Consider the following 22,901-nt stretch of genomic DNA (forward strand, 5'->3'; position numbering starts at 1 on the left):
ATGAGCATGTAAAGTAAATGTATCAACAATACTGAAGAGGTGAAACAAATGGAACCATTATTAAAAGTGGAAAAGATAAAAAAAACGTATGGTAAATCAAACGCTGCCTATACAGCGCTGGAAAATATATCTTTTGATATTCATGAAGGGGAGTTTGTAGGAATCATGGGACCTTCTGGAGCGGGGAAATCGACGTTGCTCAATATGTTGGCAACTATTGACTCGCCGACTGAAGGGAAAATTTATATGAATAATACGAGCATTCACGATATGAAAGGGGCGGACTTAACGGATTTCAGACGTGAAAATCTTGGTTTCATCTTCCAGGACTACAATTTGCTAGACTCATTGACTGTGAAGGAAAATATATTATTGCCACTGGCGATTGCGAAAATTCCAGCGAAAGAAATTACTGCATTGGTGAATCGTATTGCTAAAGTATTTGGAATTGAAGATTTATTAGCTAAATATCCATACCAAATCTCCGGTGGGCAAAAGCAAAGAACAGCTGCAGCCAGAGCGCTTGTGACAGAGCCGGCATTGATCCTGGCAGATGAGCCAACAGGTGCACTTGATTCAAAATCGGCAACAGGTCTGCTGGAAAGCTTAAGTGAACTAAATGAAAATAATATTTCCACCATCATGATGGTGACACATGATGCATATGCCGCAAGCTTCTGCCGGCGGATCATTTTCATCAAGGATGGTACGCTTTCAACAGAAATTTATCGTCGTGGCCAATCACGTAAAGCTTTCTTCCAAGAAATCATGGATGTCCTTGCAACAATTGGAGGTGAGGTAGATGACGTTATTTAGTCTGGCGAGAAAAAATATTGCCCGGAACCTTTCCCAATATTTTATATATATCGCATCCATGGTATTTAGCATTATCATCTACTTCACATTTGTAACATTGAAGTATAGTGATGCAGTTGCAGAACAAACGGCTTCATCACAGAAATTAGGTTCATTAATGAGTGGTGCGGCCGTCATCCTGATTTTTTTCGTTGCCATTTTTATTGCCTATTCCAATTCATTTTTCATGAAAAAACGTAAAAAAGAAGTGGCATTATATGCATTGCTTGGCGTACGTAATCGCCAGATTGGCTTAATGCTCTTCTTTGAAAATCTATTGCTAGGCTTGGTTTCATTAGTTGTGGGGATTTTACTTGGATTTCTATGTTCAAAAGGGTTCATGACGATCTTGATCTATTTAATGGGCTATGATGTCATCGCCCCTTTTACATTTTCGGGATCTGCAGCTTTGAACACCTCTATCGTATTTCTTATTATTTTCTTGGTGACATCATTCCAGGGCTATCGTTTAATTTACCAATTTAAACTAATTGATCTTTTCCATGCATCGAAAAAGGGGGAAGCGGCTCCGAAGCCATCTATGATTGTAGCCTTTCTGGGAATTTTCCTGATTGTCATCGGATATTGGTTGGCGATGCAAGATCTTTTTACTTCTAAAGTGTGGGAAAAGATTGGCTTTTTGATGACGGCACTCATTATTTTGACAACTGTTATTGCCGGTACATTTTTATTGTTTCATAGCGTGACAGGCTTTGTGTTAGCCGTGATCAAGAAAAATGAAAAATGGCTATGGAAAGGCCTGCATCTGATGACGGTCTCGCAATTGCTTTATCGCATTCGGGGGAATGCAAGGACATTGACCGTAATTGCGGTGTTAAGTGCTACAACGGTAACGGCTGGCGGTGCGGTTTATGGTCTCTATTATAACGCGAATGACCAAGTTATGACCGTTGATCCGAATACCTTCATGTATCAGCAAACGGATGTAAAAAGCGATCATCAAGTCACCGCCATTTTGCCAGATACAAAGTATGATGAAAATGTTGAAGCGCTATCCATTACATTTAATACGAAAGAACTTAGCGAGGAATCAGCATTCGATAACTCGGATAAAAGGATTTACACGGTAATCGATGAAAGAACATATAACAAATTGGCAGATGTACAAGGTAAGGAAGCACTGCATGTGAATCATGGCAAAGCAGTCATTTTAGATATTGGATATGACAAAAGATTCTCACCTGAATACAAGGACAAGACGATAAGGACAGAAAACAGCACGGCGATAACATTCCAAAGCTTTAAAACACAAACGGTTTTAAATGCCAAAACAGCAGGCATTGCAGTGGTTGTATCGAATGATCAATTTAAATCATTACAAAAAGAAGGGGAAGCCCTGAACTATCGTGCTATCGGTGTTGATCAAGCCTCCGTGGATTTATCTGAAAAAATATCAAGACAAATACCTGAAGAAGCTCTATTTTCCAGTGCGCCTCAAGATTTTCAAGCAAGCATTGAAAGTGTAGGATCATTGCTCTTTATCGGCAGTTTTCTTGGTCTGGTTTTTTTAGCGGCAACAGGCAGTATCATTTACTTTAAAGTTCTAACGGAAGCTGAGGAAGATAAATCACAATACAATATGCTTCATAAAATGGGCGTTAACGCAAAAGAAATGCGGAAATCCATTGCATCCCAAGTGTTTGTAATCTTTTTCGTCCCGCTGGCAGTCGGGCTATTGCACAGTGCGGTTGCGTTAAAAGCCTTCTCGGGGTTATTGATGATGAATTTGGCAAAACCTGTATTGATCTGGATGATCGCTTATACGATTATTTACGGTCTGTATTATATCTTAACGGTAGCTTCTTATAATCGTATTATCACACAAAATAATAAAACAGAAGGATGATCTAAATGAAGAAATTTTTTATGGTAGTTGTCATATTGTTCATACTTGGAGCGGCAGGAGTATTCGCGCTTACTAAAATTGACTTTAATCGCATGAATGCCGATAATTATTATTTGCAAATTACAGAGGATGGGGTGCAGCATGAAACCAAACTGGATGATGGTACAGTGATGACTTCCTATTCTTATGAACTTGACGCCAAAAATGCAGATGGTGAAACGATACCGATTGAATTCACGGCACAAAAAAATCTTCGAAAAGATGCTTACTTAAAGATGTACGTGAAAAATGGTGATGAAGTTTCGTCATATGATGAAGTGAAATTTGAAGATATTCCAAAAAAGGCACAACCAAAATAAATAGGAAAGAAGGGCTGTCTGTAAGTTATGGACAGCCCTTTCTCTGTAGAAAAAATAAATTATATAAGTATCGTGATGGTTGTTCCCTTATTTTCAATGCTAGTCAAATCCAGTTTACCTTTATGAGCCAGAATGATGTCCCTTGCAATGGCCATTCCTAAGCCGGTCCCATGTGTACTGGCAGTATTCGTACCTCGATAGTAGCGTTCAAAAACCTGATCCAAATCTTTGGAGGGAATACCGCGGCCATTATCGGCAATGGTAATTTGGGCATGATGTTCTGATTGTAGATGAATATCATCAATTTGTATTTTCACGACGACATTTTCATCATTATGTACGAGCGCATTGTAGATAAAGTTAAAAATTGCCCGTTTCAGTAAATTTTTATCAACTTTATGTATTGCTTTATCCACATTTGCCTCAAATTCGACCTGTCGATCACCAAATTGTGAATCATTTAAGAGCTCTATCGTCATTTCTCTTATAAACCCAACGATATCAACATCTTCAAATTGCAAAGGAAGTCGTTGGTTGCGTAAACGCATCGTTAAATTGAGGTCATCCAACAGATTTTTCATATATAAGGACTGTCTATTAATAATGGATGTAAACTCATACAATTCTTGTGGTGTTAATTCAGTGGCATTGTCTTTCATCAATTCTGTATAACCATGGATGGATGCAAGTGGTGTCTTCATGTCATGAGAAACATTGCTAATCCATTCCTCACGCATTTGGTCGAGTTGATCACGTTCTTTTTCATACTGATCTAACTTTACCGATAGTTCATTCATATTGTGAAATACATCTTCATAGACGCCTTTTGGTATACTCATCTTTTTAAAACGTCTTTCACGAAGCTGCTGAATTCCTTCTATTAAAGTGTTAAGTGGTGTCGTTAATCTTTTACCAAATAATAGTCCAATGACTAGGGCAATAATAATATCCACCGTTAAAAACAGTAAAAGTATGATGTTGAAGTACTTTAAAATGTGAACATAATTATAGGACAGTACATATCGGCCTATTCCTCGATCTTTAACCCCTACAAAATAGCTGAAATCATGAGCTTCGCCGGCAAAAACAGTCGTCTCTGCATCAATTTCTTTATACTTATACATTTGGACGATTTCAACCGGAGAATATACGGTTTGCAATTTTTGAGGTGTGTAATAGGCTGCTACTTGTTCACCCTTATCATTCAAAAATTGTATCCAGGCGTTCGTGTTCCGCAGTTTTTCCAGTCCTTCTTCATTTACCATTGGTTTGTCATCTATTAGTTCTACATATTGTGAAAAAGATCGGCTAAAGTTCTCCGCAGATTCCTCTTCCGTGTCGAAATGAACAAAGAGTAAGCATAAAAGTAAAATGGTATTTACGATTCCTACGATTACAACAATTGTCACAACGGATCCTAAAAAGCGCCGTGTCAATTTCCACTTCATCTTGTTTCACCCTTGGTCTGTAATTTATAACCAAGCCCTTTAACGGTTATTAGGAAAGATGGCTTTGAAGGATCTGCTTCGATTTTTTCGCGTAAACGGCGAATATGGACCATCACTGTATTATCAGAGCCAAAGAAATCATCGCCCCACACATGTTCAAACAAAGTTTCCTTGCTCAAAATCTGATTCGGATGATGCATAAAACAACTCATCAGACCGATTTCTTTAGCTGTGAGCTCAAGGGTTTCGCCATCCTTTTTCACTTCATTTTCATTTGAACTAAGCTCAAATGGGCCAATTTGCAATTTTTTAGGTGAAGTTTTTTCCTCTGTATAGCCCGCCCGCCTAAGCTGCGCCTTTACTCGATAGGCAACTTCTTTCGGACTGAATGGTTTGGTAATATAATCATCCCCTCCAATTGCCAACCCTAAAAGCTTATCAATTTCCTCATCCTTTGCCGACAAAAATAAAATGGGCACATTCGACACTTCACGAATTTGCTTGCATAAATCATAGCCTTCACCATCTGGCAGCATGATATCCAGCAAGACTAGTGATGGATCGAACTTCTGAAACTTTGCCCACCCATCCGCAATTGTCCCCGCCGTAATAATATTGGGGATACCTTCTTTATGTAAAACTGTCTCCATGAGACGTGCCAAATCTTCTTCATCGTCAATAATTAAAATCCACTGATCATTAGACATTCTTCTACCTCCTAAACATCAATCATACCCTACAGTATAGAGTACCCCTTAAGAAAAAATAAGGGGAGGAAAAGATTTTTAACGAACTCATGCCATTGATTTCACGAAACACAGTGAAAATAACGAAATGCCATTACATGAGAAATGACTGTAGAGTTGAGGATATTGATGCCTGGTTCTTATTTATTTAAGGGAGTTTCCGAAAGAAGATCGTGCTTCATACTGATTTGGTAAAGGTTGTATGATAAACTGTTTAAAGAATTGCCAGGTAGATTATGCTAAGTAATGGGATTTTAGGAACTCGATCCAAAGTACGTAGCGAATGTGGAAGAATAAAAGGAGAAAAATATAATGGAAACAAAAAAGGTGTTACCCGTACTTTTTTTAGTGATGTTTTTAGTCATGGTCGGATTTGGGATCATCATTCCCGTCATTCCATTCCTTGCAGAAAAGGTTGGTGGCAGTCCTACAGAGCTTGGCCTTTTAATGGCTGTTTATTCACTGATGCAATTATTTTTTGCCCCGATATGGGGACGTATATCTGACAGGATAGGGCGTAAGCCTGTCATGATTATCGGGATTGCTGGACTGGCCCTTTCGTTTTTCATCCAGGCTTCGGCAGATTCCCTATGGGTATTATTTGTAGCGAGAATCATTGGCGGGATTTTGTCATCGGCAAACATGCCAACCGCAATGGCGTATGTCGCTGACATCACGACGCCGGAAGATCGGGGAAAAGGGATGGGAATCATCGGGGCCGCCACAGGGCTTGGATTCATCTTTGGACCGGCGATTGGCGGGGTATTCTCCAAATCAAGTTTGAACTTGCCGTTTTACATTGCTGGAATATCCTCTTTGATTACTTTATTCTTAGTGATTGCGGTACTGAAGGAATCACATACAGTAGAGAAGAGGGCCCAACAGTCAAAAAATAAAGAGTCCATGTGGAAAGCCTTTAGAGGGCCTCTTAAAACCATGTTCTTTCTGCAAATGATCGTCACCCTTTCAATGGCAGGACTAGAAACGACTTTCGCCTATTTTGCAGCCAAAAAGGCTGATATTAGTCTTGTGCAATTAGGCTATATCTTTATGATCATGGGGTTTGGGAGTGCGATCGTTCAAGGTGGATTAGTGGGCAGGATGACAAAGAAATATGGGGAAGGCGCGGTCATTCGAATGGGAATCATCGTCTCGGCAGTTGGTTTCATTCTCATCCTGTTTTCTACCGGGTTCTGGACATCGGCGGTCTTCCTGACAATTTTCGGAGTGGGTAATGGGTTCATCCGGCCTGCCATTTCAGCACTGCTTACCAAAAGTTCCATGTCGGGCCATGGCAGTGTCACGGGATTGCTATCTTCCTTCGACTCGTTCGGCAGGATTGCGGGTCCTCCGATCGGCGGTTGGTTATTTTCGATTTCGATTGATTTACCATTTATATCGGGTGCCATCCTTTCCGTTTTTGCTTTATTTCTTTTTCAGCTATACCATGCACGGGCACAGACTAAACAGGTCCAAGCATCGCATTGATATAATGATGGGCAAAACCCCCCATTTCTAAAAATGGGGGGTAGTTGCGAGCGGTGCTAAAATAGCACCGTTTTTTTATTGAATCATATTGAGGAATTTTCGTGTGCGCGCTTCTTTAGGGTTTGTGAAAATCTGCTCGGGTGTTCCCCGCTCCATTATTTTTCCTTCATCCATGAAAATGACTTCATCGGCGACTTCGCGGGCGAAACGCATTTCATGGGTTACCACGATCATTGTCATGCCTTCATCTTTCGCCAGGTCTTTCATGACCTGCAGGACGTCTCCCACTAGTTCGGGATCCAAAGCGGAAGTGGGTTCATCGAATAACATGACCTTAGGCTCCATGGCCAGGGCCCTTGCAATTCCGACCCGTTGCTGCTGACCGCCGGACAATTGAAACGGATAAAAATCGATTTTTTCACCTAAGCCCACCTTTGTAAGCAGGGCAGCAGCCGTTTCTTTCGCTTGTTGTTTGGCTATGTTTTTTACAATGATGGGGCCTTCCATTACATTTTCCAATGCTGTTTTGTGGGGGAAAAGGTTATAGCTTTGGAAAACCATCCCTGTTAAACTGCGAAAAGATGTAATCGAATTTTTTCTAACGGTTTTTTTGAAGTCCATTACCGTTTCATCGATTTCAATCGTGCCGTCCGTAGGCACCTCAAGGAGATTCAAACACCGAAGAAAGGTTGTTTTTCCTGAACCGGAAGGACCGATCAATACAATGACTTTGCCTTGCTCCACTTCCAAATCGATGCCCTTTAATACTTCAAGGTCACCAAACGATTTATGAAGATTCTTAATGTTGATCATTTTAAAATCTCCTTTAACTACTGCGGTTCTTATTTTGCTACATAACGATTAAGTCTCTCCTCTAAACTTCCTTGAATGAAAGATAGAATCGTACACAAAATCCAATATAAAGCAGCTGCTTCCATGTAAAGCAGTAAAAATTCATAGTTTTTTGCAGCGATTTCTTGAGCTTTACGGAATAATTCCGTTACAAGAATGAGTGATGCAAGCGATGTATCTTTTAAAAGGCTAATGAACGTATTGGATAATGGGGGAATGGATACCCGCGCTGCTTGCGGTAAAATGATGCGCTTTAACGCTTGGGTATATGTCATCCCGATTGAATAGCCTGCTTCCCATTGCCCTTTTGGTATCGATAAAATGGCTGCTCGTATAATTTCCGAAGCGTATGCTCCTACATTTAAAGAGAATCCTATAATAGCCGATATGAAAGGATTGATGGTTACACCTAAATTTGGAAGTCCATAGAAAATGATAAATAATTGCACAAGTAAAGGTGTCCCGCGGATGATTGACACATATACACGCGCAATTATTTGAAGAATTCTAATGGAAGATAATCTAGCCAATGCTGTGAGTACAGCAAGAATAAGGCCGAGAACGAATGTGATCAATGTTAGTGGAATCGTATATCGAATAGCTCCCTCTATCATCGGATAGAGGGAGGTTTGAGCGATGGAAACAAGCTGGTTCATACGCTCGGGGTCGGTGAAAATATTACTTAGGAGAAACATCTTCACCAAACCATTTATCCGAGATCTTCGCGTACGTGCCGTCGTCTTTCATTGCTTTAAGTGCTTTGTTTACTTCTTCCACTAATTTGCCGCTGTCTTTTCTGAACATTAAACCACTTGCGACTCCGGTTTCTTCCTCATCAGCCACTTTGATAGGTGCATCCGGATGTTGCTTTTTATAATCAAGGTAAGATAATTTGTCATTGATCGTCGCATCTACACGTTTAGAACCAATAAGCTGTACGGATTGTGAAAATCCTTCAATACCTGTAACTTCAGCCCCATGTGATTTGGCTAGATCATTGTAGTTACTCGTTAAAGATTGTGCAGAGGTCTTGCCTTTCAAATCATCGAAGGATTTAATATCCGAATTATCTTTGTGTACAAGCAATACGGCTCCTGATTGAATATATGGGTCAGAGAAATCATATTTCTTTTGACGGTCTTCATCGATGCCCACTTGGTTTGCGATCATATCAAATCGTTTTGCATCCAAGCCTGCAAACATGCCGTCCCATTGTGTTTCCTTGAATTCAGCTTTCACTCCAAGGCGTTTTGCCACTTCTTTAGCAATTTCAACATCAAACCCCGTAAGTTTATCTGAATCATCGTGGAATGTGAAAGGAGGATATGTACCTTCTGTTCCAACAGTTAATACGCCATCTTTTTTGACTTTATCATATAGACTTTCTTGTGAAGAAGATTTATTGCCGGTATCGTTTGCCTCATTTTTTGTATCGGTACCACAAGCGGTAAGTACAACCGTGAAAGCTAACAATAGCGATAAAAGTGCAACCATTTTTTTCATTTGGGTAAACCTCCTAGTAATCTGATAGGGATTGATACTCTGTGATACTATACAAGAAAAGGAAAAAAGTCAATGAAAATAACTTATATCATTAGTGTTAATGAAACTTGGTGAATTATACGGTTTTTCATGAATGGAAGTGAAATAAAACGAAAGGGAAGGGAAGTGTACATTAAGATTCTAAGGGGTCAAAAAGCCCCTCTTCCGCTAAGTGGGAGAGGGGCTCAGTTTGTAGACAAAAGGGGTTCGGAATTAAAAAATTCTGAACCCCTTTTGAAATTCCCTTTGAATTTTCGCCTAAAGTTTAGAGATTGGGGCTCTACGAGCCCACTATGTTAGGCCATTTTTGGACCTTGCCATGTCCAATTGGCCATCTTCTTTAAATTAATGGCAGCGAAAGTAAGCATCGCCTGCATCGACAATTTTTTAAGTCCCCTTAAAGTAGTCCAACGCATACCATGCTTTTCTTTTGCATCTGCGAATACACGCTCAATCGTTTCTTTACGTTTTGCATATATAGGTTTTACATCTTGATGATGACGCAGATGATCTGCTTCTTCCACATGTGTTTGCCAGATATGCCGTGTCACCACTTTTTGACAGTCTTTGCTTTCTGTACACCGAGATAAAAATGAGCATGTTGTACAAATTTGTTTTGGCGATTTGTACTCGCGATAGCCCTCTTTATTTGTTGTTGAGTACTTTAAAGTTTCGCCCGAAGGGCAAAGGTAACAATCAAAATGTTCATCGTATACATAGTCCTGTTTGCGGAAAAATCCTTCTTTGGTGCGAGGACGTGTATAAGGTAAAGCCGGTATGATTTCTTTGTTAAATAGGTAGCTTGTAATCGCTGGTGTTTTATAAGCTGCATCTGCGGCAACGGCTTCCGGTTTTCCAACTTTCTCAATCACTTGTTCAACTAGTGGCTCTAAGATCTGACTGTCATGTGTATTTCCAGGTGTTACAATCGTTCCCAATACAAAACCGTTGCGGTCTGCGGCCGCGTGGAATGAATAGGCAAACTGTTTTGTTCGTTCATCTTTCACATAGTAGCCACTCTCAGAATCCGTTGTACTTTCTTTAATCTCTTTGGTCTCTTCTTTATCAAATTTATCTGGTGGAAAAGGCTTTTTTCCATGGTTTTCACGATCTTGATTGATTTCTTCTTGAAGACGTCCTTGATACGCTCGTGTTTCTTTACGAACGATTTTCTTTTCAAATTTCCGTTTATTCGCACTGGCTTTCACATGTGTGGAATCCACGAAAACGTGTTCAGCACTTATTAACTTTTTATTAGCAGCTGTCATTAAAATGCGATAGAAAATCTGTTCAAACAGATCTGTATCTTTGAAGCGTCGCTCATAATTTTTCCCGAACGTAGAGAAATGAGGTACTTTATCATGGAAACCATAGCCTAAGAACCAACGGTAAGCCATATTGGTTTCAACTTCTTCAATCGTTTTACGCATGGAACGAATACCGAAGGTATATTGAATGAAAGTCAGTTTAACTAAAATAACTGGATCAATACTTGGGCGTCCTACCTCTGAATACATATCTTTCACCAAGTCATAAATGAAAGTGAAGTCAATGGCAGCCTCCATTTTACGAACCAAATGGTTCGGTGGCACCAATTGATCTAAAGTAATCATTTCAAGTTGATCTCGCTGAATAGAATCATGTTTAGAAAGCATCCTCATCACCTCAAGTTTTAATACTTCTATTTTAAAACAAACATGACTCCAGGCAAAAGTGTTCTATCTAAAAGGTAAGACAAAGTTGATTGGAACGGAAGGTACGAGACTCCTGCGGGAAAAGCGCGTCTAGGGGAGACCCCGCAGGCGAAAGCCGAGGAGGCTCCCCGACCGCCCGCGGAAAGCGAGTGCCTGGAGTGGAAATCAACGTCCAAATTGTACAAGCCATAAAAATAGACAAACTCGATTTTCATCGAGTTTGTCTACAGTCTGAGCCCCTCTTCCGCTAAGTGGGAGAGGGGCTCTTAGAGGCCGTCCAGAACTATTGCAGTATTCGTTTTAACTTAGTTTTACCATGATTATTTATCCTCTACGCTGACGAATATAGGGTTTGAATAGAACCAAAGGTCTTTATAGTTACGTTTGTTTATTTCTGAAAAACGCGTTTCGTTATCCTCGATTTCAGTCTTTTTATCGATCAGCGGTTCACCGTCCATCGTTTCTCCAGAGACATTTTCCCCTAGATTCGTGCCGCGTAAACGGAAATATTGATCCTTATTTGCTTTGACTTTGTAAGTGATGGCATGAAAACCATCGCGATCGGTTTTCCAGTCTTTACTTGTAAAGCGTTTAACCACTTTTGTCGTATCATTGGTGGCTTTATTATAAGCAGGTGTTCCAGGCTCTGCTTTCCCGGTTACTTCACCGGAAATTAAATCCACGTGATCTACCTTGACGGGGTCCCCGTTATTGTTCTTTTGGGGGCTCTTAAATCGGACGGTGATCTTGACCATCTGTCCTTCCTTCACTTTAAGGTCCCCGCCCATATCCACCGTATTGTTTCCGTTTTTAGCTTGGAATTCAAGGGCATCGATCAAATCACCAAAAACGGAGAAGGATTTTCCGGATCGCATGCCATCAAGGACAGATTTTATTGATGAGCCATTTACCCATGTATAATTCTTGGAATATTCTCCTGGCCAGTAACCGCTTGAGTATAGGCGGTTTTCACTGATTTCAAAATGGGAGTCCGAATTGGAAAAATTCCAGAACTTACGACCTTCCCCAAGTAGCGCATCCCATGCACCTCCTACCTTAGCAAGCATGTAATCGGAACCGCCATAGGTCCGGTTTTCCGGTGTTGTCAGATTTAAACCGCCTCTATCCGGCTCCAACTGGTTACCTGGCATACCTTCAAATCCGAACATGACATCCGGGGCGATATTGTTGAAGTCGCGAAAATCAGATATGCTGTACACCCTCTTTCTTGATGGATGGTTCAATATGGCATAACTTGTATTCTTATAATTTTCTTCGAGCCATGCCAATGCCGTTCGGGCATCCTCGGATGTTTTATTGGCTCTTTGATCCTGTGACTTCCAAATGGCTACATCCTTAGGATCAAACATCTTTTCATCCTGGTTGGTGAACAGATATTCGAACTGATTGGCAGCTTTCAGACTTTTAGGCGAGCCCGGCTGATCTCCCAAAATGCCTATGCCGACATGCTCGTATGTGGGCATGTCCCATTCGAAGCCTGAAAAGATGACTTTATTTTTAAATTTGCCCTCTTTTTGCAGTTGTTTTATTTTTGGGGCTTGATATTGACTGATTCCCTGAGACAGCGGTATCGGCCCTCCTGGAATCAAATTACCTTCATCATCCCTTGAAGACATCCTCAAGTGATCGGATATTCCCATCCAATCCATGCCATACTTATCAAATGCGTTATTCAGCAAGCTTTCAAGGCTCTGTGATCCCTCGGCATCATCGGACTGAGTGGTATGGGCATGATATTCCCCCTTCATCCATCTGCCTCCTGGATTTGTCTGATTGTCTTCTGCATCTTTTGCTGCAACCGCGGCCGGAAGACCCTGAAAAAGGATGGTGAGGCTTAGAACCGATACTGTGAAAGCCCTGAACTTATTAATCATTTTACTGACACCCTCCATATATTGAAATAATATTGAATAAGCTAATTTTATTGTAAAAATATTAAGAATCCGTTTGGGGTGAGTATGGTTTATGTAAATGAAATGACCGTTTTGCTTCCATTATCTGATTTTGGCAGTACACGGCTTTGAAGTTGAAAGGGAAAGAAGGGGAGGGGCTTGAAATAAAAAAAGGGTGCAGGGATAATTTTCATTCTCTGCAACCTTCGACAACCATTTTATCGTACATTTTATTTAGCTTCGAGTAGATTGATATGATTTACAGTTTGATTTTCACCGACAATGAATTGCAGTTCATAATTCCCTGTCTTGTAAACGTAGTTGATTTCATTCGTACTGGAAATATGGCGTATTTCGTCAGCACTGCCGAGTTGATTTCCTAATACTTTAGGTGTGATGCTTCCTAGATTATGGTCCCGTTCCACATCTGTCCCGAAATATCGGATTTGTGAGATGGTCTTGTCAGCGTTATAGGCAAATGCAAAACCTGGATACCCCATTTCTGCATGGTAATAGTCAAAAGTTTCATCTGTGTTACCTGGTTCAGGGGGAGAACCAAATATCTCATATACATCTTTTTGGGTGTTTTCATTAATTTTCAAACCCATGGCAGTATAAGGCATTTCTCCTGAAAAAGCTTTGTTGTAGATTTCATGTAAGGTGGTAAGAGCGTGATCCTTAGCTATGGCAGAAGCGGAATCCATTGTGGATGCAGCCTCAACAGGTTCTGTTGAAAACGATGCACCTGCCCCTAAAAGAGAACCGGTCAGAATAAAGGCGCTGACCATTCTGGCCGCCGGTTTTTTTGATAACATTTCTTATCCCTCCTATATCATTACTTTTCCACAATTTTCTTGCATGAAACATTTTCTTGAAGATAATTGGATTGTTTGATTATGGTGGAGCATCAGGGGATTTATAAGCTGCATCTGCGGCAACAGTTGATTTAAAGTAAACATATCAAGTTGATCTCTAGAATCATGTTTAGCAAGCATCCTCATCACCACAAGTTTAAATTGTTCTATTTAAAACAATAACTGTAGGCTAAAGGGTTCTATCTAAAATTAAAAACAAAGTTAATTGGAGCGGGTGTGAGACTCCTGCGGGAAAAGCGTGTCTAGGGGAGACCCCGCAGGCTTAAGCCGAGGGCCGACCGCCCGCGGAAAGCGAGTGCCTGAAGCGGAAATCAACATCCAAATCGTACAAGCAAAAAAAAACTGCAGACAAACACGATTTTCATCGAGTTGCCTACAGTGTGGTGCTTCAGCATGATGAAACACAATTGAAAATGATTTGATTAATCCCAAACGCTTATTCTAGGGACTCCAGCAGTTCTTAAATAGTCCAATAATTGACCAGTATGTACAGACTCATGATAAGCGATTCTTAGCAACATGTCTCCTAAATCCCTGATATATCCTACATCAGAGCGATCAATTTTAATAGTGGATAAGTCGTCTTCGCTGAAGGACATGATTGTTTCCAAAAAATTACGCCTGTATGGTTCAGCAAAATTTAATTCCGCTTCCACGGAGCTAAGTGGCTGTTTTTCATATGGTGATTCATAAACTGGTAAGCTGCCTTGATTTTTAATGGATAAATGATAGTAATGCTCACTATCAAGGACATGTCTAACCATTTCTAAACAGCTCATTGCCTTGTCGTCCGGTTTCCAATGGAGTGTGCCTTTAGGTATTGAAGTCCATAGTTTAATGTTTCTTCTTCTAACCTCTTCCAGATTTAAGATGATTAGTTCTATCGATTTCATTATATCTCCCCTTTTAGAAGGTATACAATCACTATACAGGAATGGGTTTATTTTGAAAATATAGAAAAATATTATGTGTGGGGTATTAAATCATTGCGATTCCTTCCAATATATATAGTACCGCTCCAGTTTTATTCAAAAAGATAAACATATGATAGGTTCACTAGTTTTTACTGGTTGACCTTTTTAATGGGAACTCTACGATCAAGCCAAGGAATGACAAACGTTGCACACTGTTTGTTTAATAGAAGTGCCTTGAATACATGGAATATTGCATGTTAAAGAAGCATCGGAAAGGGGGTAAGATTATAAGAAAGGTAGAAGAGACTACAGGGAAAATGCCTATGAATCCGTGTAGAATTTACAGGCTTTCCTTCCCTAGGTTATTCATTGCATGGAGGAACAGGGAATTCATATATCCCTATAATCCTATTCCCGCATATTTGTATTGGTATCAGGAATGCAGTTAATATAGGTGAAACAGAATGTATTTGATCGATCTTTCTTCTTATTTACGCTATAAGCTTCAAGAGACCCTTCTTAAATCAGTGATTGAATTAGAATGTCATCATGATAAATAAAAATCGGTTTAAAACCAAGGGCTCTAAATTTTTGCAATGCCTCATGGTTATTTTTGTTCACGAAACCGGATACTACAAGGATTCCTTTATTTCTCACATATTCTACTAATTCGGGTAAAAGGGCTTGCAGAATTCCCTTTCCTCTATATTTTTTGTCAATGACTACATAATTAATATGAGCCACTTTATATAAATAAAGATTATAACAAATGAATCCCACTACTTTACCTTTATCATTACAAATCACAAGCACCTTGTGTGACTTTTGCAGAATTTCATTCACTTTATCGGAAGAAACCCGAAAATTTTTTACGGTGATATCCGTTAATTTCTTTATATCCTTTTTAGGTTTCCAGTCTCGAAAAAAATACATCATAACTTCTCCTTTATCTCTATTAGATATAACAGTTATTCACTAGACATATATAGCTGGTACATGTAAATACATAACACGGAATCCCTTTAGATTAGTCCAAAGGGATTCCATGTTAATCTCAAAAAAGCAACCTTCTAATTTTCAAATTCTTTGACAGAAGTGGGTTGCTTGTTGGAAGTAGGTTCCTTAATTGAAGTACCTCTATTATTGTTTAATAAATTTTGTAAGACTCTTCTCAAGGCAGACCTAAGACTGCTATTGCCAGTTCCGGAATTACCGGTTCCAGAATTAACAGCTCTTCTTAGCTTTTTGTTTGACACTGAAATCATCCCCTTTGTTTTATAAATTTCCACATTACTAATTTATGTGTAATTTTCCCTTTTGCTTGGACAAGTTCACCAATTATTGCACAGCGGCAGGAGTTGCTACCATTTAATGTAATAACATGGTATAATCTATGTGAATTACTTCACATAGAAGGCGTTCGTTATTATTCATACTATTAACTCATAAACGAAAGTGGGTTGGTTATATGCTGAAGAAAGTGGTTTTAGCTGGCGGGACTGGTTTTGTCGGTCAATACTTTGAAAAGCATTTCAGGAATATAGGAATTTGGTTAAATTCGGACTGGGAGGCCATCAAGGATCAGGAAATCAGAAATTCAGTTCATGAATATTAGGATAGGACTTCCCTGTCCAACTCCCATTCTTGAAATGGGGGCTTTCTTTATGGGGACCGAAACGGAATTGATATTAAAAAGCCGGTGGGTCATACCTGAGAGATTGGAAAAGGCAGGGTATGCATTTAAATTCGATCATCTTGATGTGGCTCTCGAACAGATATACTGATGAATTCTTAAAATACTCGAAAAAGATTGCTATAATGATAGATAGAAAATCATTTAATGGAGGGGAATCGCAGAATGAATATGACTCCATCTGAAAAAGTCGGAAGATTCACAACAGGAATCTTTTCAGAGTTGGCGGCCCGCAAGCAGGATGCAATGAAACGAGGGCTGGATGTTATCGATTTGAGTGTTGGAAGTCCGGATCTACCACCGCCTGATTTTGTGGTGGATACGCTTGTGAAGTATGCGCAGGATCGCAATTCCTACGGGTATACGTTAAAAGGTACGCTTGAATTCCATGAGGCAGTCTGTTACTTTTATCGGATGCGTTATGGAGTGGAGCTGGATGCAGAAAGGGAAGTCCTCCAACTGATGGGGTCACAGGATGGCCTTGCACACTTGGCAACGGCGATGATAAACCCTGGAGATTATGTGCTGGTGCCAGATCCGGGATATCCAATTTATGAAGCGAGTGTGGAACTTGCCGGCGGAATCATTCATCCGATGCCGCTTACTGCCGAAAATGGATTCCTGCCGCAGCTCAACGAAATTCCGGATGAAATACTGAAAAAGACGAAAATGATGATCATCAGTTATCCTGGTAATCCTGTCACGGCCCTTGCTGATGAGACTTTCTTTTCGGACGTTATATCGTTTGCGAAAAAGAATGAAATCATGGTGGTTCACGATTTTGCTTATTCGGAATTGATTTTTGATGATCATCCGCAAATTAGTTTTATGTCCATTCCTGGTGCCAAGGAAGTGGGGATTGAATTTAACTCACTTTCCAAAACTTTTAATATGGCCGGCTGCCGCATTGGGTATGCAGTGGGAAATCAAGAGGCGCTGAACATCCTGGGAACGCTGAAATCACACATCGATTATGGGGTTTTTTATCCTATTCAAAAAGCTGCCGAAATGGCGCTAACTTCCAATCTTTCGCTGCTATCCGAACAGGTTAAGGAATACCAGTCCCGACGTGATGCCTTGATTTCAGGTCTTGCGGAAGGGGGATGGCATGTACCGAAAACATCAGCTACGATGTTTATTTGGGCCCAAATTCCTGCTGGCTGGAAATCACGGGATTTTGCCTATGCATTGATTGAAAAAGTAGGGGTAACGGTCGTTCCAGGCGATGCTTTTGGGAAGCAGGGTGAAGGGTATGTCCGGATGGCCTTGGTCCAGCCGGCCAAGAGATTGACAGAAGCTGCTGAACGGATTAGAATGTTTTTGCAGGAAAAAATGGAGTGTGAAAAATCTAGCATTTAATATATTCAGGTTTTAAGAACGCCCGATCACGGATCGGCCGTTCTTTTTTTATTTTCTTGCTTTTATATAAGGTGAAATGCACAACTATCATAAAGGCATTTGAAAAAGTTGACCCTTATGGAATGTTGTCCTGACCCTAAAACACTTGGAGCAAATGCCGCTGTTCTTTTTCATACCTTGTCATGCTGATATTCGAAAGATGTGTTCCTATATCAAGTTTAACTTCACTTTGTTATGGAGATAAAATCCTATTTTTGGTTGCAAAGTGGATATCATTGACATATACTGTGTATATGGATATAAACACTATAACAATTTGAAAGGGGCTTACGTACATGGATACGTGGAAAGATGCTTTCTGGTTAGCAAAAATGGAATGGAAAAAATCATGGATCGGGATATTCAGTTTGTTTTTCATCCTTCTTGCGGTCGCTGTTATGTATACGGTTGTTTGGAATGATGGGGACCAACTGCCCTCCATTTTTATTGATATTGCTTTTCTGCTGCTATTTGGTTTGGTTCCTTATATGGTTAGATCCAAAGAATTACAATATCAAAAGGTGGATGGGGAAATTTGGGGTTCGCCATTTTTCATGATGTTAAACACACTGCCTATAGACAAGGAAGTACTGATGAAGAGCCGCTTAGTTCAAGCACTGTTTCCCGGTTTGCCTTTTCAACTATTGTTCTTGATTTTATTTTCGCCAATGCTCCTTGAATCGATGGACATTCTTGAATACATTGCATTTATGCTTATTTGGTTGCTTTTTGGGATAGCATCTGCCTTCACATATGCGGCAAGCGACGTAGGAGACAGGATCACTCCAATGATGCTGTTAGTATGGAGTATCATCATATATGGGGGAGTAACGTTAGTTCTCGTATGGTTCTACGTGAAAACAGATACAGGGATCGTTGGCTTATCGATGGAAGCGGCGAAGGCATTCCCTATTTGGTCAATGGCTGTTTCAGGAGTGATAGCGGTCAGCGGTTATTATTACTGTAAGCATTATATGGGAAAGAAAATGAAAAAAATAGATTATTTAAAATAAGATATCCGGGGAGGAAAAGGAAAGTGGAGCTACCGGTTCATTTATCAAAAGAATCAAGAGTCCCCATTTATCATCAGATAGCTGGTCAGATTCAAGCCATGATAGCAAGTGGGCAACTGGCTCCAGGTGCCCCTTTGCCGTCAATAAGAACGCTATCGAAGGATTTGGAAATCAGTGCAATTACCACCAGGAGAGCCTATCAGGATTTGGAACTGGAAGGATTCATCACTACCATCCAGGGAAAAGGGACCTTCGTTGCAAAAGTGGAGGAAAGTCTCATCCGAAGTGTGAAAATCAAATCCGTCCAGCAAGCGATGGAGAAAAGCATTGAATCAGCGCTTCAACAAAATTATACATTTGAAGAAATCGAGACGATTTTTGCAGAACTGATCGAAGAGCTTAAAATGAAAAAGGGAGGGAAAGGTTGATGACGACATCACTTGAGGTACTTTCCGTTGAAAAGAAAATCGAGGATTTTTTGTTAGGACCGATTAACCTTACGCTTGAATCGGGTACGGTTACGGCTTTGATCGGTAATAATGGTGCAGGGAAAAGTACACTGCTGAAAACGATCATGCAGCTGGCGAGACAGGATATGGGTGAGATTATCGTTTTTGGATGTAATACAAACCAGGATGATGAAAGTTGGAAAAAGCAAATTGCTTACCAGCCTCAAACTTTGATGGGCTGTGACTCATTTACGGGAAATGAATTAAAGGTCTTATTCTCAAAATGGTATCCGAATTGGGATGATGATTGGTTTGGGAATATGGTGGATACCTTCGAGATACCCATGAATAAGAAGTACGGAAAATTATCACAGGGTAATCAACAGAAGTTACTAGCGTCCCTGACTTTGTCCAAAAATGCCCAACTATTGATTCTGGATGAACCGACCGCACATATGGATATTGTCTCAAAACGGAAGTATACGGATTTTTTGATTGAGTGGATGGAAAGGGAAGATAAGACGATTTTCATTTCCACTCATCAAATGGAGGATATCCGTAAACTTGCCGATTACCTGATATTTATAAACCGGGGACAAATGGCAGGAAAGTTCGAAAAAGACAAATTGGCTCAGCAGTATAAACGGTTTTGGCTGGCAGAGGACTTGCCGCCGGTATCCATTCCGGGGGAAATTGAGAGAAAAGGTTTGCGGACGGTGACTACCCATTTACCCATAGAGGCAGAAGCTTATTTTCTAAAGGCAGGAATAAACTGGCACGCCGAGGAGTATATAGAGCTCGAGGAAGCTGTTACTTACTTGTTAAAGTGAGGCGCTCTCTAGTATTTTTAAAAACTACTTTGAAGGTCCATCCTCTGATGGGCTTCTTTATGTTTATGGGAAACTAGAGTAATAGATGATAATGGAATTTTTGAACGTAAAAAGGACAAGCCGCATAAAATATAGCAGGTCCGCGACAATCTTCAATGAAGCGGACTTAATAGGATAGAGAGGGGGAAAAGCAATGATCAACTGGAAAGTGCGTCTTAAGAACCCTACGTTTATATTCACTGTACTCCTTCCTGGGCTTTTAATATTGGCGCAGATGGTCGCCGCGTTCATAAACAATTTCATTACTCCTATAGGCTTCACCATTACTGATGATGCATTGAACGGCGCTTTAGGCATCATTAACTTCATAGCGCTTACATTCTTTGGGGTCGGCGGTGTGGTCGATCATACAACTAAAGGTTTAAGTGACAGTGAAAATGCACGACAATACGAGGAACCTAAGTAATGGACACTATTCTTTCAGCTACTGAAAAGTAGAGTATACCAGATAACACCGTATTAGCTAGACAACGGCGTTATCTGGTTATTTTTTTTACAGGGATGATGATCGCCGAAAATGATTTGGTCTAAAAACTGAAATGCAACATACATTTAAAATTGTGGTTCATTTTCAGTTTGGGGAGGAAAAAGGATGAGTTATCGTTTACCAGTTTCTAAATGGTTTGCAGCCATAGTTTTAGTCGGGGCATTATTGACGGCATTCATATTCAGTCCGGCTAATGCTTCAGCCTCTATCAATTATGGTGATGAAGTTGCCGCTTTGGCAAAGAAGCAGGTGGGAAGCAAATATAAATATGGGGGGACGACCCCTAAAGGGTTCGATGCTAGCGGTCTTACCCAATATGTATATAAAAATGCCGCCACAGAAATGAAGATTCCAAGAACGAGTGCGGATCAGTATAAAACCGGAAAGGCCGTGAAGCAAAAAGATTTGAAAGCGGGCGATTTGGTCTTCTATGCGACAGGTAAGAAAGGGCAGGTCTCTTTTGTAGGAATCTATTATGGAAATGGCACTTTTGTCGGGACCACCACCAAAGGGGTCAAGGTGGTCAAAATGAGTGATGAATATTGGAAAGAAAAATATATAGGGGCAAAACGGGTCATTAAGTAACAATCTGAATTTTACATGATAATAGTCCAGAAAACAAAAGAGCATCGAAAAACCGATGCTCTTTTTGCTAGTCATATCCGGGGGCCATTCATTCAATGATGATATCGGTTAAAACAACATGGCCATTACGAACTTTTACGACAGCCACTGAAGGATTGGCCAATGCTTCCTTCTCCATTTCCTTTGTCTTTTCTTCGGATGCGAAATAATTGTCCAGACCGTATCTGATCTGAATGGTTTTAGCATTTTGCAGGTCATAAGGGACTTCCAATTCCCCTTTTAGGTACACGCCTTCGCCGGGCTTTTCTTTCGTTACGTAATCAACAGCGTATAGTCCATCAGCGTTTTGTTTTAAACGTACATATACCTTTTTATAATCACCCATATTCCTTGTATTGAACTCGGTTTTAATCGAGTCATCGACTTGCGACGGCTTTACTGATTCAATTTCGTATTTCAAAGCAACATAGCTTCCCCTAAACAAATCAGTCGGGTCGACCGGGGCTGTCTTGATCTTGATTACATCTCCTGTCATTGTTGTCCAGACCGGGGGAAACGCCAAGATTAACAAAATCAAGACTGGAATGGAAAATACGATGAGTGGCCGGAATGATGGATTACTCATTGAGTTCCCCTCCTTTTTGTCGTTGGTTTTCAAAGAAGAAGCCAAAACCGATGAGCATGATTCCACCAATGATGAATGTAAGCGATTTTGGCAGGAAGTCAAAGGAGTAGATGTAATATCTGAAAATCAGTGCACATATTATCACGATGCTGGTCAAACTGCCTTTTAGAATCAGATAAAGCAGAAAAACGAAATAAGCTATAGGAAACCAGATTGAAAATTCAAAGGTAAGGAAGAGTGCGGTTATACCATGTAAGATATGCCCTTGTATGTGTGTGATGTTTTGTAATTTGGCTCTTACCGGAATATAGGCAAGCACGATACCCAGTACAAACAAGATGGAAAGGACAATCGTTATCGAATTTTCAAACCCTAGTTTCGGCACGAATTCCATAAGAAATAAGGCAATTGTATTGATGGCTAAAGCGTTAATGAAAAAGGTCAGATAATTAGGGTAATCGAATTTCTTTAACAGAATGTATAAAGCCGGTAGAAATACAAGAATGGCAAACGGATAAGATGTTTCATCAACGAATATACTTCCGTTCAAATAAATGAAAAGCAGGAAAGATGTAAACAGGAGGATGAAAACATCCTTCAAATAGTATCCAATGAATACCGTTCCAATCGCCCATAATAAAAAGGAATTGTTGAAATTGATGCTAATGTTAAACATCTGCTCGACTAGAAATATCCCTGCACCAAAGATCAGGATACCTGCATAATGCAGACTTCGTGACGTTTTGGGAAAGCGTGCCTGCACCTTCACGCCAGCAAAGTTCACTCCGATGAGGCATGCAATGATAAGCAGGAATTTAACCGCTTTACTTAAATAGATCCAGTTGCTGGCTACGAAGGTCAATACGCCTAAACCTAAAAGAAGTGCCCCAATGGATAATAGAATCGTGATGAAGCTCAAATTGCCTTTTACATCATAGGAACCCAACATCCTCACTTTCTCTTGCCGGGAGATGACTCCTTCCTTTTCAAGGTAATTAAATTCATGCTCAAGAAAATCGAATTGCTTCTTTGTTATTGCTTTGTTGGCCAAAGTAACTCCTCCTTCCACATTTTACTATTATACATCGTATTCTCTTGCTGCTTTGAATATAATGCTAATTTTCTTCTACCCTTATTGGAATGCGTGTAAGGCAAAAAAATATAGTACCTTGCAATGAACAGTACCATGTGGTAAATTATTTACATAA

22 protein-coding genes and 1 pseudogene are annotated in these 22,901 nt (G+C 40.2%); 11 read left to right on the forward strand and 12 right to left on the reverse strand.

The window, feature by feature from the left end:
* The first annotated feature begins 48 nt into the window (after window positions 1-48).
* Genes MHB45_RS01110 through MHB45_RS01120 form a run of 3 tightly spaced genes read left to right on the forward strand, consistent with a single transcriptional unit; the run spans window position 49 to window position 3,081 of the window.
* Entirely contained in the window at window positions 49-816 is a 768-nt protein-coding gene (locus MHB45_RS01110) for an ABC transporter ATP-binding protein (protein ID WP_161921990.1), read from the forward strand.
* On the forward strand, window positions 803-2,722 hold the full coding sequence (locus MHB45_RS01115; RefSeq protein ID WP_048679085.1) for an ABC transporter permease: 1,920 nt from the start codon (window positions 803-805) through the stop codon (window positions 2,720-2,722). Before MHB45_RS01110 ends, MHB45_RS01115 begins: the two co-directional genes overlap by 14 nt.
* A gap of 5 nt (window positions 2,723-2,727) precedes the next feature.
* Window positions 2,728-3,081 carry a YxeA family protein gene (locus MHB45_RS01120; RefSeq protein ID WP_072272400.1) on the forward strand — a complete coding sequence of 118 codons (354 nt, stop codon included), beginning with the start codon at window positions 2,728-2,730 and terminating at the stop codon, window positions 3,079-3,081.
* Window positions 3,082-3,140: 59 nt separating this feature from the next.
* Here MHB45_RS01120 and MHB45_RS01125 read toward each other — a convergent pair whose 3' ends face one another.
* Together MHB45_RS01125 and MHB45_RS01130 are read right to left on the reverse strand one after the other, a co-directional pair.
* A complete protein-coding gene (locus MHB45_RS01125; protein WP_048679092.1) occupies window positions 3,141-4,529 on the reverse strand; it encodes a sensor histidine kinase in 1,389 nt (462 codons plus the stop codon).
* Window positions 4,526-5,236, reverse strand: a complete 711-nt coding sequence (locus MHB45_RS01130; RefSeq protein WP_072272401.1) for a response regulator transcription factor — start codon at window positions 5,234-5,236, stop codon at window positions 4,526-4,528. Before MHB45_RS01130 ends, MHB45_RS01125 begins: the two co-directional genes overlap by 4 nt.
* Before the next feature lie 351 nt (window positions 5,237-5,587).
* On the opposite strand from MHB45_RS01130, the gene MHB45_RS01135 reads away from it, so the two are divergent.
* Window positions 5,588-6,763, forward strand: a complete 1,176-nt coding sequence (locus MHB45_RS01135; RefSeq protein ID WP_048679097.1) for an MFS transporter — start codon at window positions 5,588-5,590, stop codon at window positions 6,761-6,763.
* A 75-nt stretch (window positions 6,764-6,838) separates the two neighbouring features.
* Here MHB45_RS01135 and MHB45_RS01140 read toward each other — a convergent pair whose 3' ends face one another.
* The 8 genes from MHB45_RS01140 to MHB45_RS01175 form a co-directional block, all read right to left on the reverse strand.
* Window positions 6,839-7,576, reverse strand: coding sequence for an amino acid ABC transporter ATP-binding protein (locus tag MHB45_RS01140; protein WP_048679100.1), 738 nt, complete (start codon window positions 7,574-7,576; stop codon window positions 6,839-6,841).
* A 29-nt stretch (window positions 7,577-7,605) separates the two neighbouring features.
* Window positions 7,606-8,310: an amino acid ABC transporter permease gene (locus tag MHB45_RS01145; RefSeq protein WP_072272402.1), complete on the reverse strand. Its 705-nt coding sequence runs from the start codon at window positions 8,308-8,310 to the stop codon at window positions 7,606-7,608.
* The gene (locus MHB45_RS01150) at window positions 8,294-9,118 is read right to left on the reverse strand and encodes an amino acid ABC transporter substrate-binding protein (protein ID WP_072272403.1); all 825 of its coding nucleotides are present in this window, start codon (window positions 9,116-9,118) and stop codon (window positions 8,294-8,296) included. The genes MHB45_RS01145 and MHB45_RS01150 overlap by 17 nt, the downstream gene beginning before the upstream one ends.
* 335 nt (window positions 9,119-9,453) lie before the next feature.
* Window positions 9,454-10,812: an IS1182 family transposase gene (locus MHB45_RS01155; RefSeq protein ID WP_072272405.1), complete on the reverse strand. Its 1,359-nt coding sequence runs from the start codon at window positions 10,810-10,812 to the stop codon at window positions 9,454-9,456.
* 359 nt (window positions 10,813-11,171) lie between these two features.
* Window positions 11,172-12,746: an S-layer protein gene (locus tag MHB45_RS01160; RefSeq protein WP_048687245.1), complete on the reverse strand. Its 1,575-nt coding sequence runs from the start codon at window positions 12,744-12,746 to the stop codon at window positions 11,172-11,174.
* Window positions 12,747-12,994: 248 nt separating this feature from the next.
* Complete coding sequence (locus MHB45_RS01165; protein ID WP_048687243.1) at window positions 12,995-13,579, reverse strand: YjgB family protein; 585 nt, start codon at window positions 13,577-13,579, stop codon at window positions 12,995-12,997.
* Between the two features lie 482 nt (window positions 13,580-14,061).
* Window positions 14,062-14,532: a DinB family protein gene (locus tag MHB45_RS01170; protein ID WP_048687241.1), complete on the reverse strand. Its 471-nt coding sequence runs from the start codon at window positions 14,530-14,532 to the stop codon at window positions 14,062-14,064.
* A gap of 540 nt (window positions 14,533-15,072) precedes the next feature.
* Entirely contained in the window at window positions 15,073-15,486 is a 414-nt protein-coding gene (locus tag MHB45_RS01175; RefSeq protein WP_048687239.1) for a GNAT family N-acetyltransferase, read from the reverse strand.
* A 606-nt stretch (window positions 15,487-16,092) separates the two neighbouring features.
* On the opposite strand from MHB45_RS01175, the pseudogene MHB45_RS01180 reads away from it, so the two are divergent.
* The 7 genes and pseudogenes from MHB45_RS01180 to MHB45_RS01210 form a co-directional block, all read left to right on the forward strand.
* Window positions 16,093-16,337 (forward strand): annotated as a pseudogene (locus MHB45_RS01180) (DUF1731 domain-containing protein); the annotation flags it as partial.
* Between the two features lie 74 nt (window positions 16,338-16,411).
* Window positions 16,412-17,605, forward strand: coding sequence for an LL-diaminopimelate aminotransferase (locus MHB45_RS01185; RefSeq protein ID WP_055348370.1), 1,194 nt, complete (start codon window positions 16,412-16,414; stop codon window positions 17,603-17,605).
* Window positions 17,606-17,940: 335 nt separating this feature from the next.
* Window positions 17,941-18,657 carry a hypothetical protein gene (locus tag MHB45_RS01190; protein WP_048687235.1) on the forward strand — a complete coding sequence of 239 codons (717 nt, stop codon included), beginning with the start codon at window positions 17,941-17,943 and terminating at the stop codon, window positions 18,655-18,657.
* A gap of 23 nt (window positions 18,658-18,680) precedes the next feature.
* Window positions 18,681-19,085 (forward strand): GntR family transcriptional regulator, encoded by a 405-nt coding sequence (locus tag MHB45_RS01195; RefSeq protein ID WP_034305461.1) that lies wholly within the window; start codon window positions 18,681-18,683, stop codon window positions 19,083-19,085.
* On the forward strand, window positions 19,085-19,936 hold the full coding sequence (locus MHB45_RS01200; protein WP_161921987.1) for an ATP-binding cassette domain-containing protein: 852 nt from the start codon (window positions 19,085-19,087) through the stop codon (window positions 19,934-19,936). The genes MHB45_RS01195 and MHB45_RS01200 overlap by 1 nt, the downstream gene beginning before the upstream one ends.
* Before the next feature lie 193 nt (window positions 19,937-20,129).
* A complete protein-coding gene (locus MHB45_RS01205; protein ID WP_048687232.1) occupies window positions 20,130-20,402 on the forward strand; it encodes a phage holin in 273 nt (90 codons plus the stop codon).
* Between the two features lie 186 nt (window positions 20,403-20,588).
* Window positions 20,589-21,068 (forward strand): C40 family peptidase, encoded by a 480-nt coding sequence (locus MHB45_RS01210; RefSeq protein ID WP_034305456.1) that lies wholly within the window; start codon window positions 20,589-20,591, stop codon window positions 21,066-21,068.
* Between the two features lie 88 nt (window positions 21,069-21,156).
* On the opposite strand, the gene MHB45_RS01215 is transcribed toward MHB45_RS01210, so the two are convergent.
* Both MHB45_RS01215 and MHB45_RS01220 read right to left on the reverse strand, forming a co-directional pair.
* Window positions 21,157-21,693 carry a GDYXXLXY domain-containing protein gene (locus MHB45_RS01215; RefSeq protein WP_161921986.1) on the reverse strand — a complete coding sequence of 179 codons (537 nt, stop codon included), beginning with the start codon at window positions 21,691-21,693 and terminating at the stop codon, window positions 21,157-21,159.
* Window positions 21,686-22,744, reverse strand: a complete 1,059-nt coding sequence (locus MHB45_RS01220; protein ID WP_161921985.1) for a DUF2157 domain-containing protein — start codon at window positions 22,742-22,744, stop codon at window positions 21,686-21,688. Before MHB45_RS01220 ends, MHB45_RS01215 begins: the two co-directional genes overlap by 8 nt.
* Window positions 22,745-22,901 lie beyond the last annotated feature (157 nt).

Source organism: Peribacillus sp. FSL K6-5616 (assembly GCF_038008245.1).
Classification (GTDB): Bacteria; Bacillota; Bacilli; order Bacillales; family DSM-1321; genus Peribacillus; species Peribacillus frigoritolerans.

What these genes read in the sequence shown, in the direction of transcription:
- MHB45_RS01110 (WP_161921990.1), top strand. Translation starts at nt 49, where the DNA reads ATGGAACCATTATTAAAAGTGGAAAAGATAAAAAAAACGTATGGTAAA.
- MHB45_RS01115 (WP_048679085.1), top strand. Translation starts at nt 803, where the DNA reads ATGACGTTATTTAGTCTGGCGAGAAAAAATATTGCCCGGAACCTTTCC.
- MHB45_RS01120 (WP_072272400.1), top strand. Translation starts at nt 2,728, where the DNA reads ATGAAGAAATTTTTTATGGTAGTTGTCATATTGTTCATACTTGGAGCG.
- MHB45_RS01125 (WP_048679092.1), bottom strand. Translation starts at nt 4,529, where the DNA reads ATGAAGTGGAAATTGACACGGCGCTTTTTAGGATCCGTTGTGACAATT.
- MHB45_RS01130 (WP_072272401.1), bottom strand. Translation starts at nt 5,236, where the DNA reads ATGTCTAATGATCAGTGGATTTTAATTATTGACGATGAAGAAGATTTG.
- MHB45_RS01135 (WP_048679097.1), top strand. Translation starts at nt 5,588, where the DNA reads ATGGAAACAAAAAAGGTGTTACCCGTACTTTTTTTAGTGATGTTTTTA.
- MHB45_RS01140 (WP_048679100.1), bottom strand. Translation starts at nt 7,576, where the DNA reads ATGATCAACATTAAGAATCTTCATAAATCGTTTGGTGACCTTGAAGTA.
- MHB45_RS01145 (WP_072272402.1), bottom strand. Translation starts at nt 8,310, where the DNA reads ATGTTTCTCCTAAGTAATATTTTCACCGACCCCGAGCGTATGAACCAG.
- MHB45_RS01150 (WP_072272403.1), bottom strand. Translation starts at nt 9,118, where the DNA reads ATGAAAAAAATGGTTGCACTTTTATCGCTATTGTTAGCTTTCACGGTT.
- MHB45_RS01155 (WP_072272405.1), bottom strand. Translation starts at nt 10,812, where the DNA reads ATGCTTTCTAAACATGATTCTATTCAGCGAGATCAACTTGAAATGATT.
- MHB45_RS01160 (WP_048687245.1), bottom strand. Translation starts at nt 12,746, where the DNA reads ATGATTAATAAGTTCAGGGCTTTCACAGTATCGGTTCTAAGCCTCACC.
- MHB45_RS01165 (WP_048687243.1), bottom strand. Translation starts at nt 13,579, where the DNA reads ATGTTATCAAAAAAACCGGCGGCCAGAATGGTCAGCGCCTTTATTCTG.
- MHB45_RS01170 (WP_048687241.1), bottom strand. Translation starts at nt 14,532, where the DNA reads ATGAAATCGATAGAACTAATCATCTTAAATCTGGAAGAGGTTAGAAGA.
- MHB45_RS01175 (WP_048687239.1), bottom strand. Translation starts at nt 15,486, where the DNA reads ATGTATTTTTTTCGAGACTGGAAACCTAAAAAGGATATAAAGAAATTA.
- MHB45_RS01185 (WP_055348370.1), top strand. Translation starts at nt 16,412, where the DNA reads ATGAATATGACTCCATCTGAAAAAGTCGGAAGATTCACAACAGGAATC.
- MHB45_RS01190 (WP_048687235.1), top strand. Translation starts at nt 17,941, where the DNA reads ATGGATACGTGGAAAGATGCTTTCTGGTTAGCAAAAATGGAATGGAAA.
- MHB45_RS01200 (WP_161921987.1), top strand. Translation starts at nt 19,085, where the DNA reads ATGACGACATCACTTGAGGTACTTTCCGTTGAAAAGAAAATCGAGGAT.
- MHB45_RS01205 (WP_048687232.1), top strand. Translation starts at nt 20,130, where the DNA reads ATGATCAACTGGAAAGTGCGTCTTAAGAACCCTACGTTTATATTCACT.
- MHB45_RS01210 (WP_034305456.1), top strand. Translation starts at nt 20,589, where the DNA reads ATGAGTTATCGTTTACCAGTTTCTAAATGGTTTGCAGCCATAGTTTTA.
- MHB45_RS01215 (WP_161921986.1), bottom strand. Translation starts at nt 21,693, where the DNA reads ATGAGTAATCCATCATTCCGGCCACTCATCGTATTTTCCATTCCAGTC.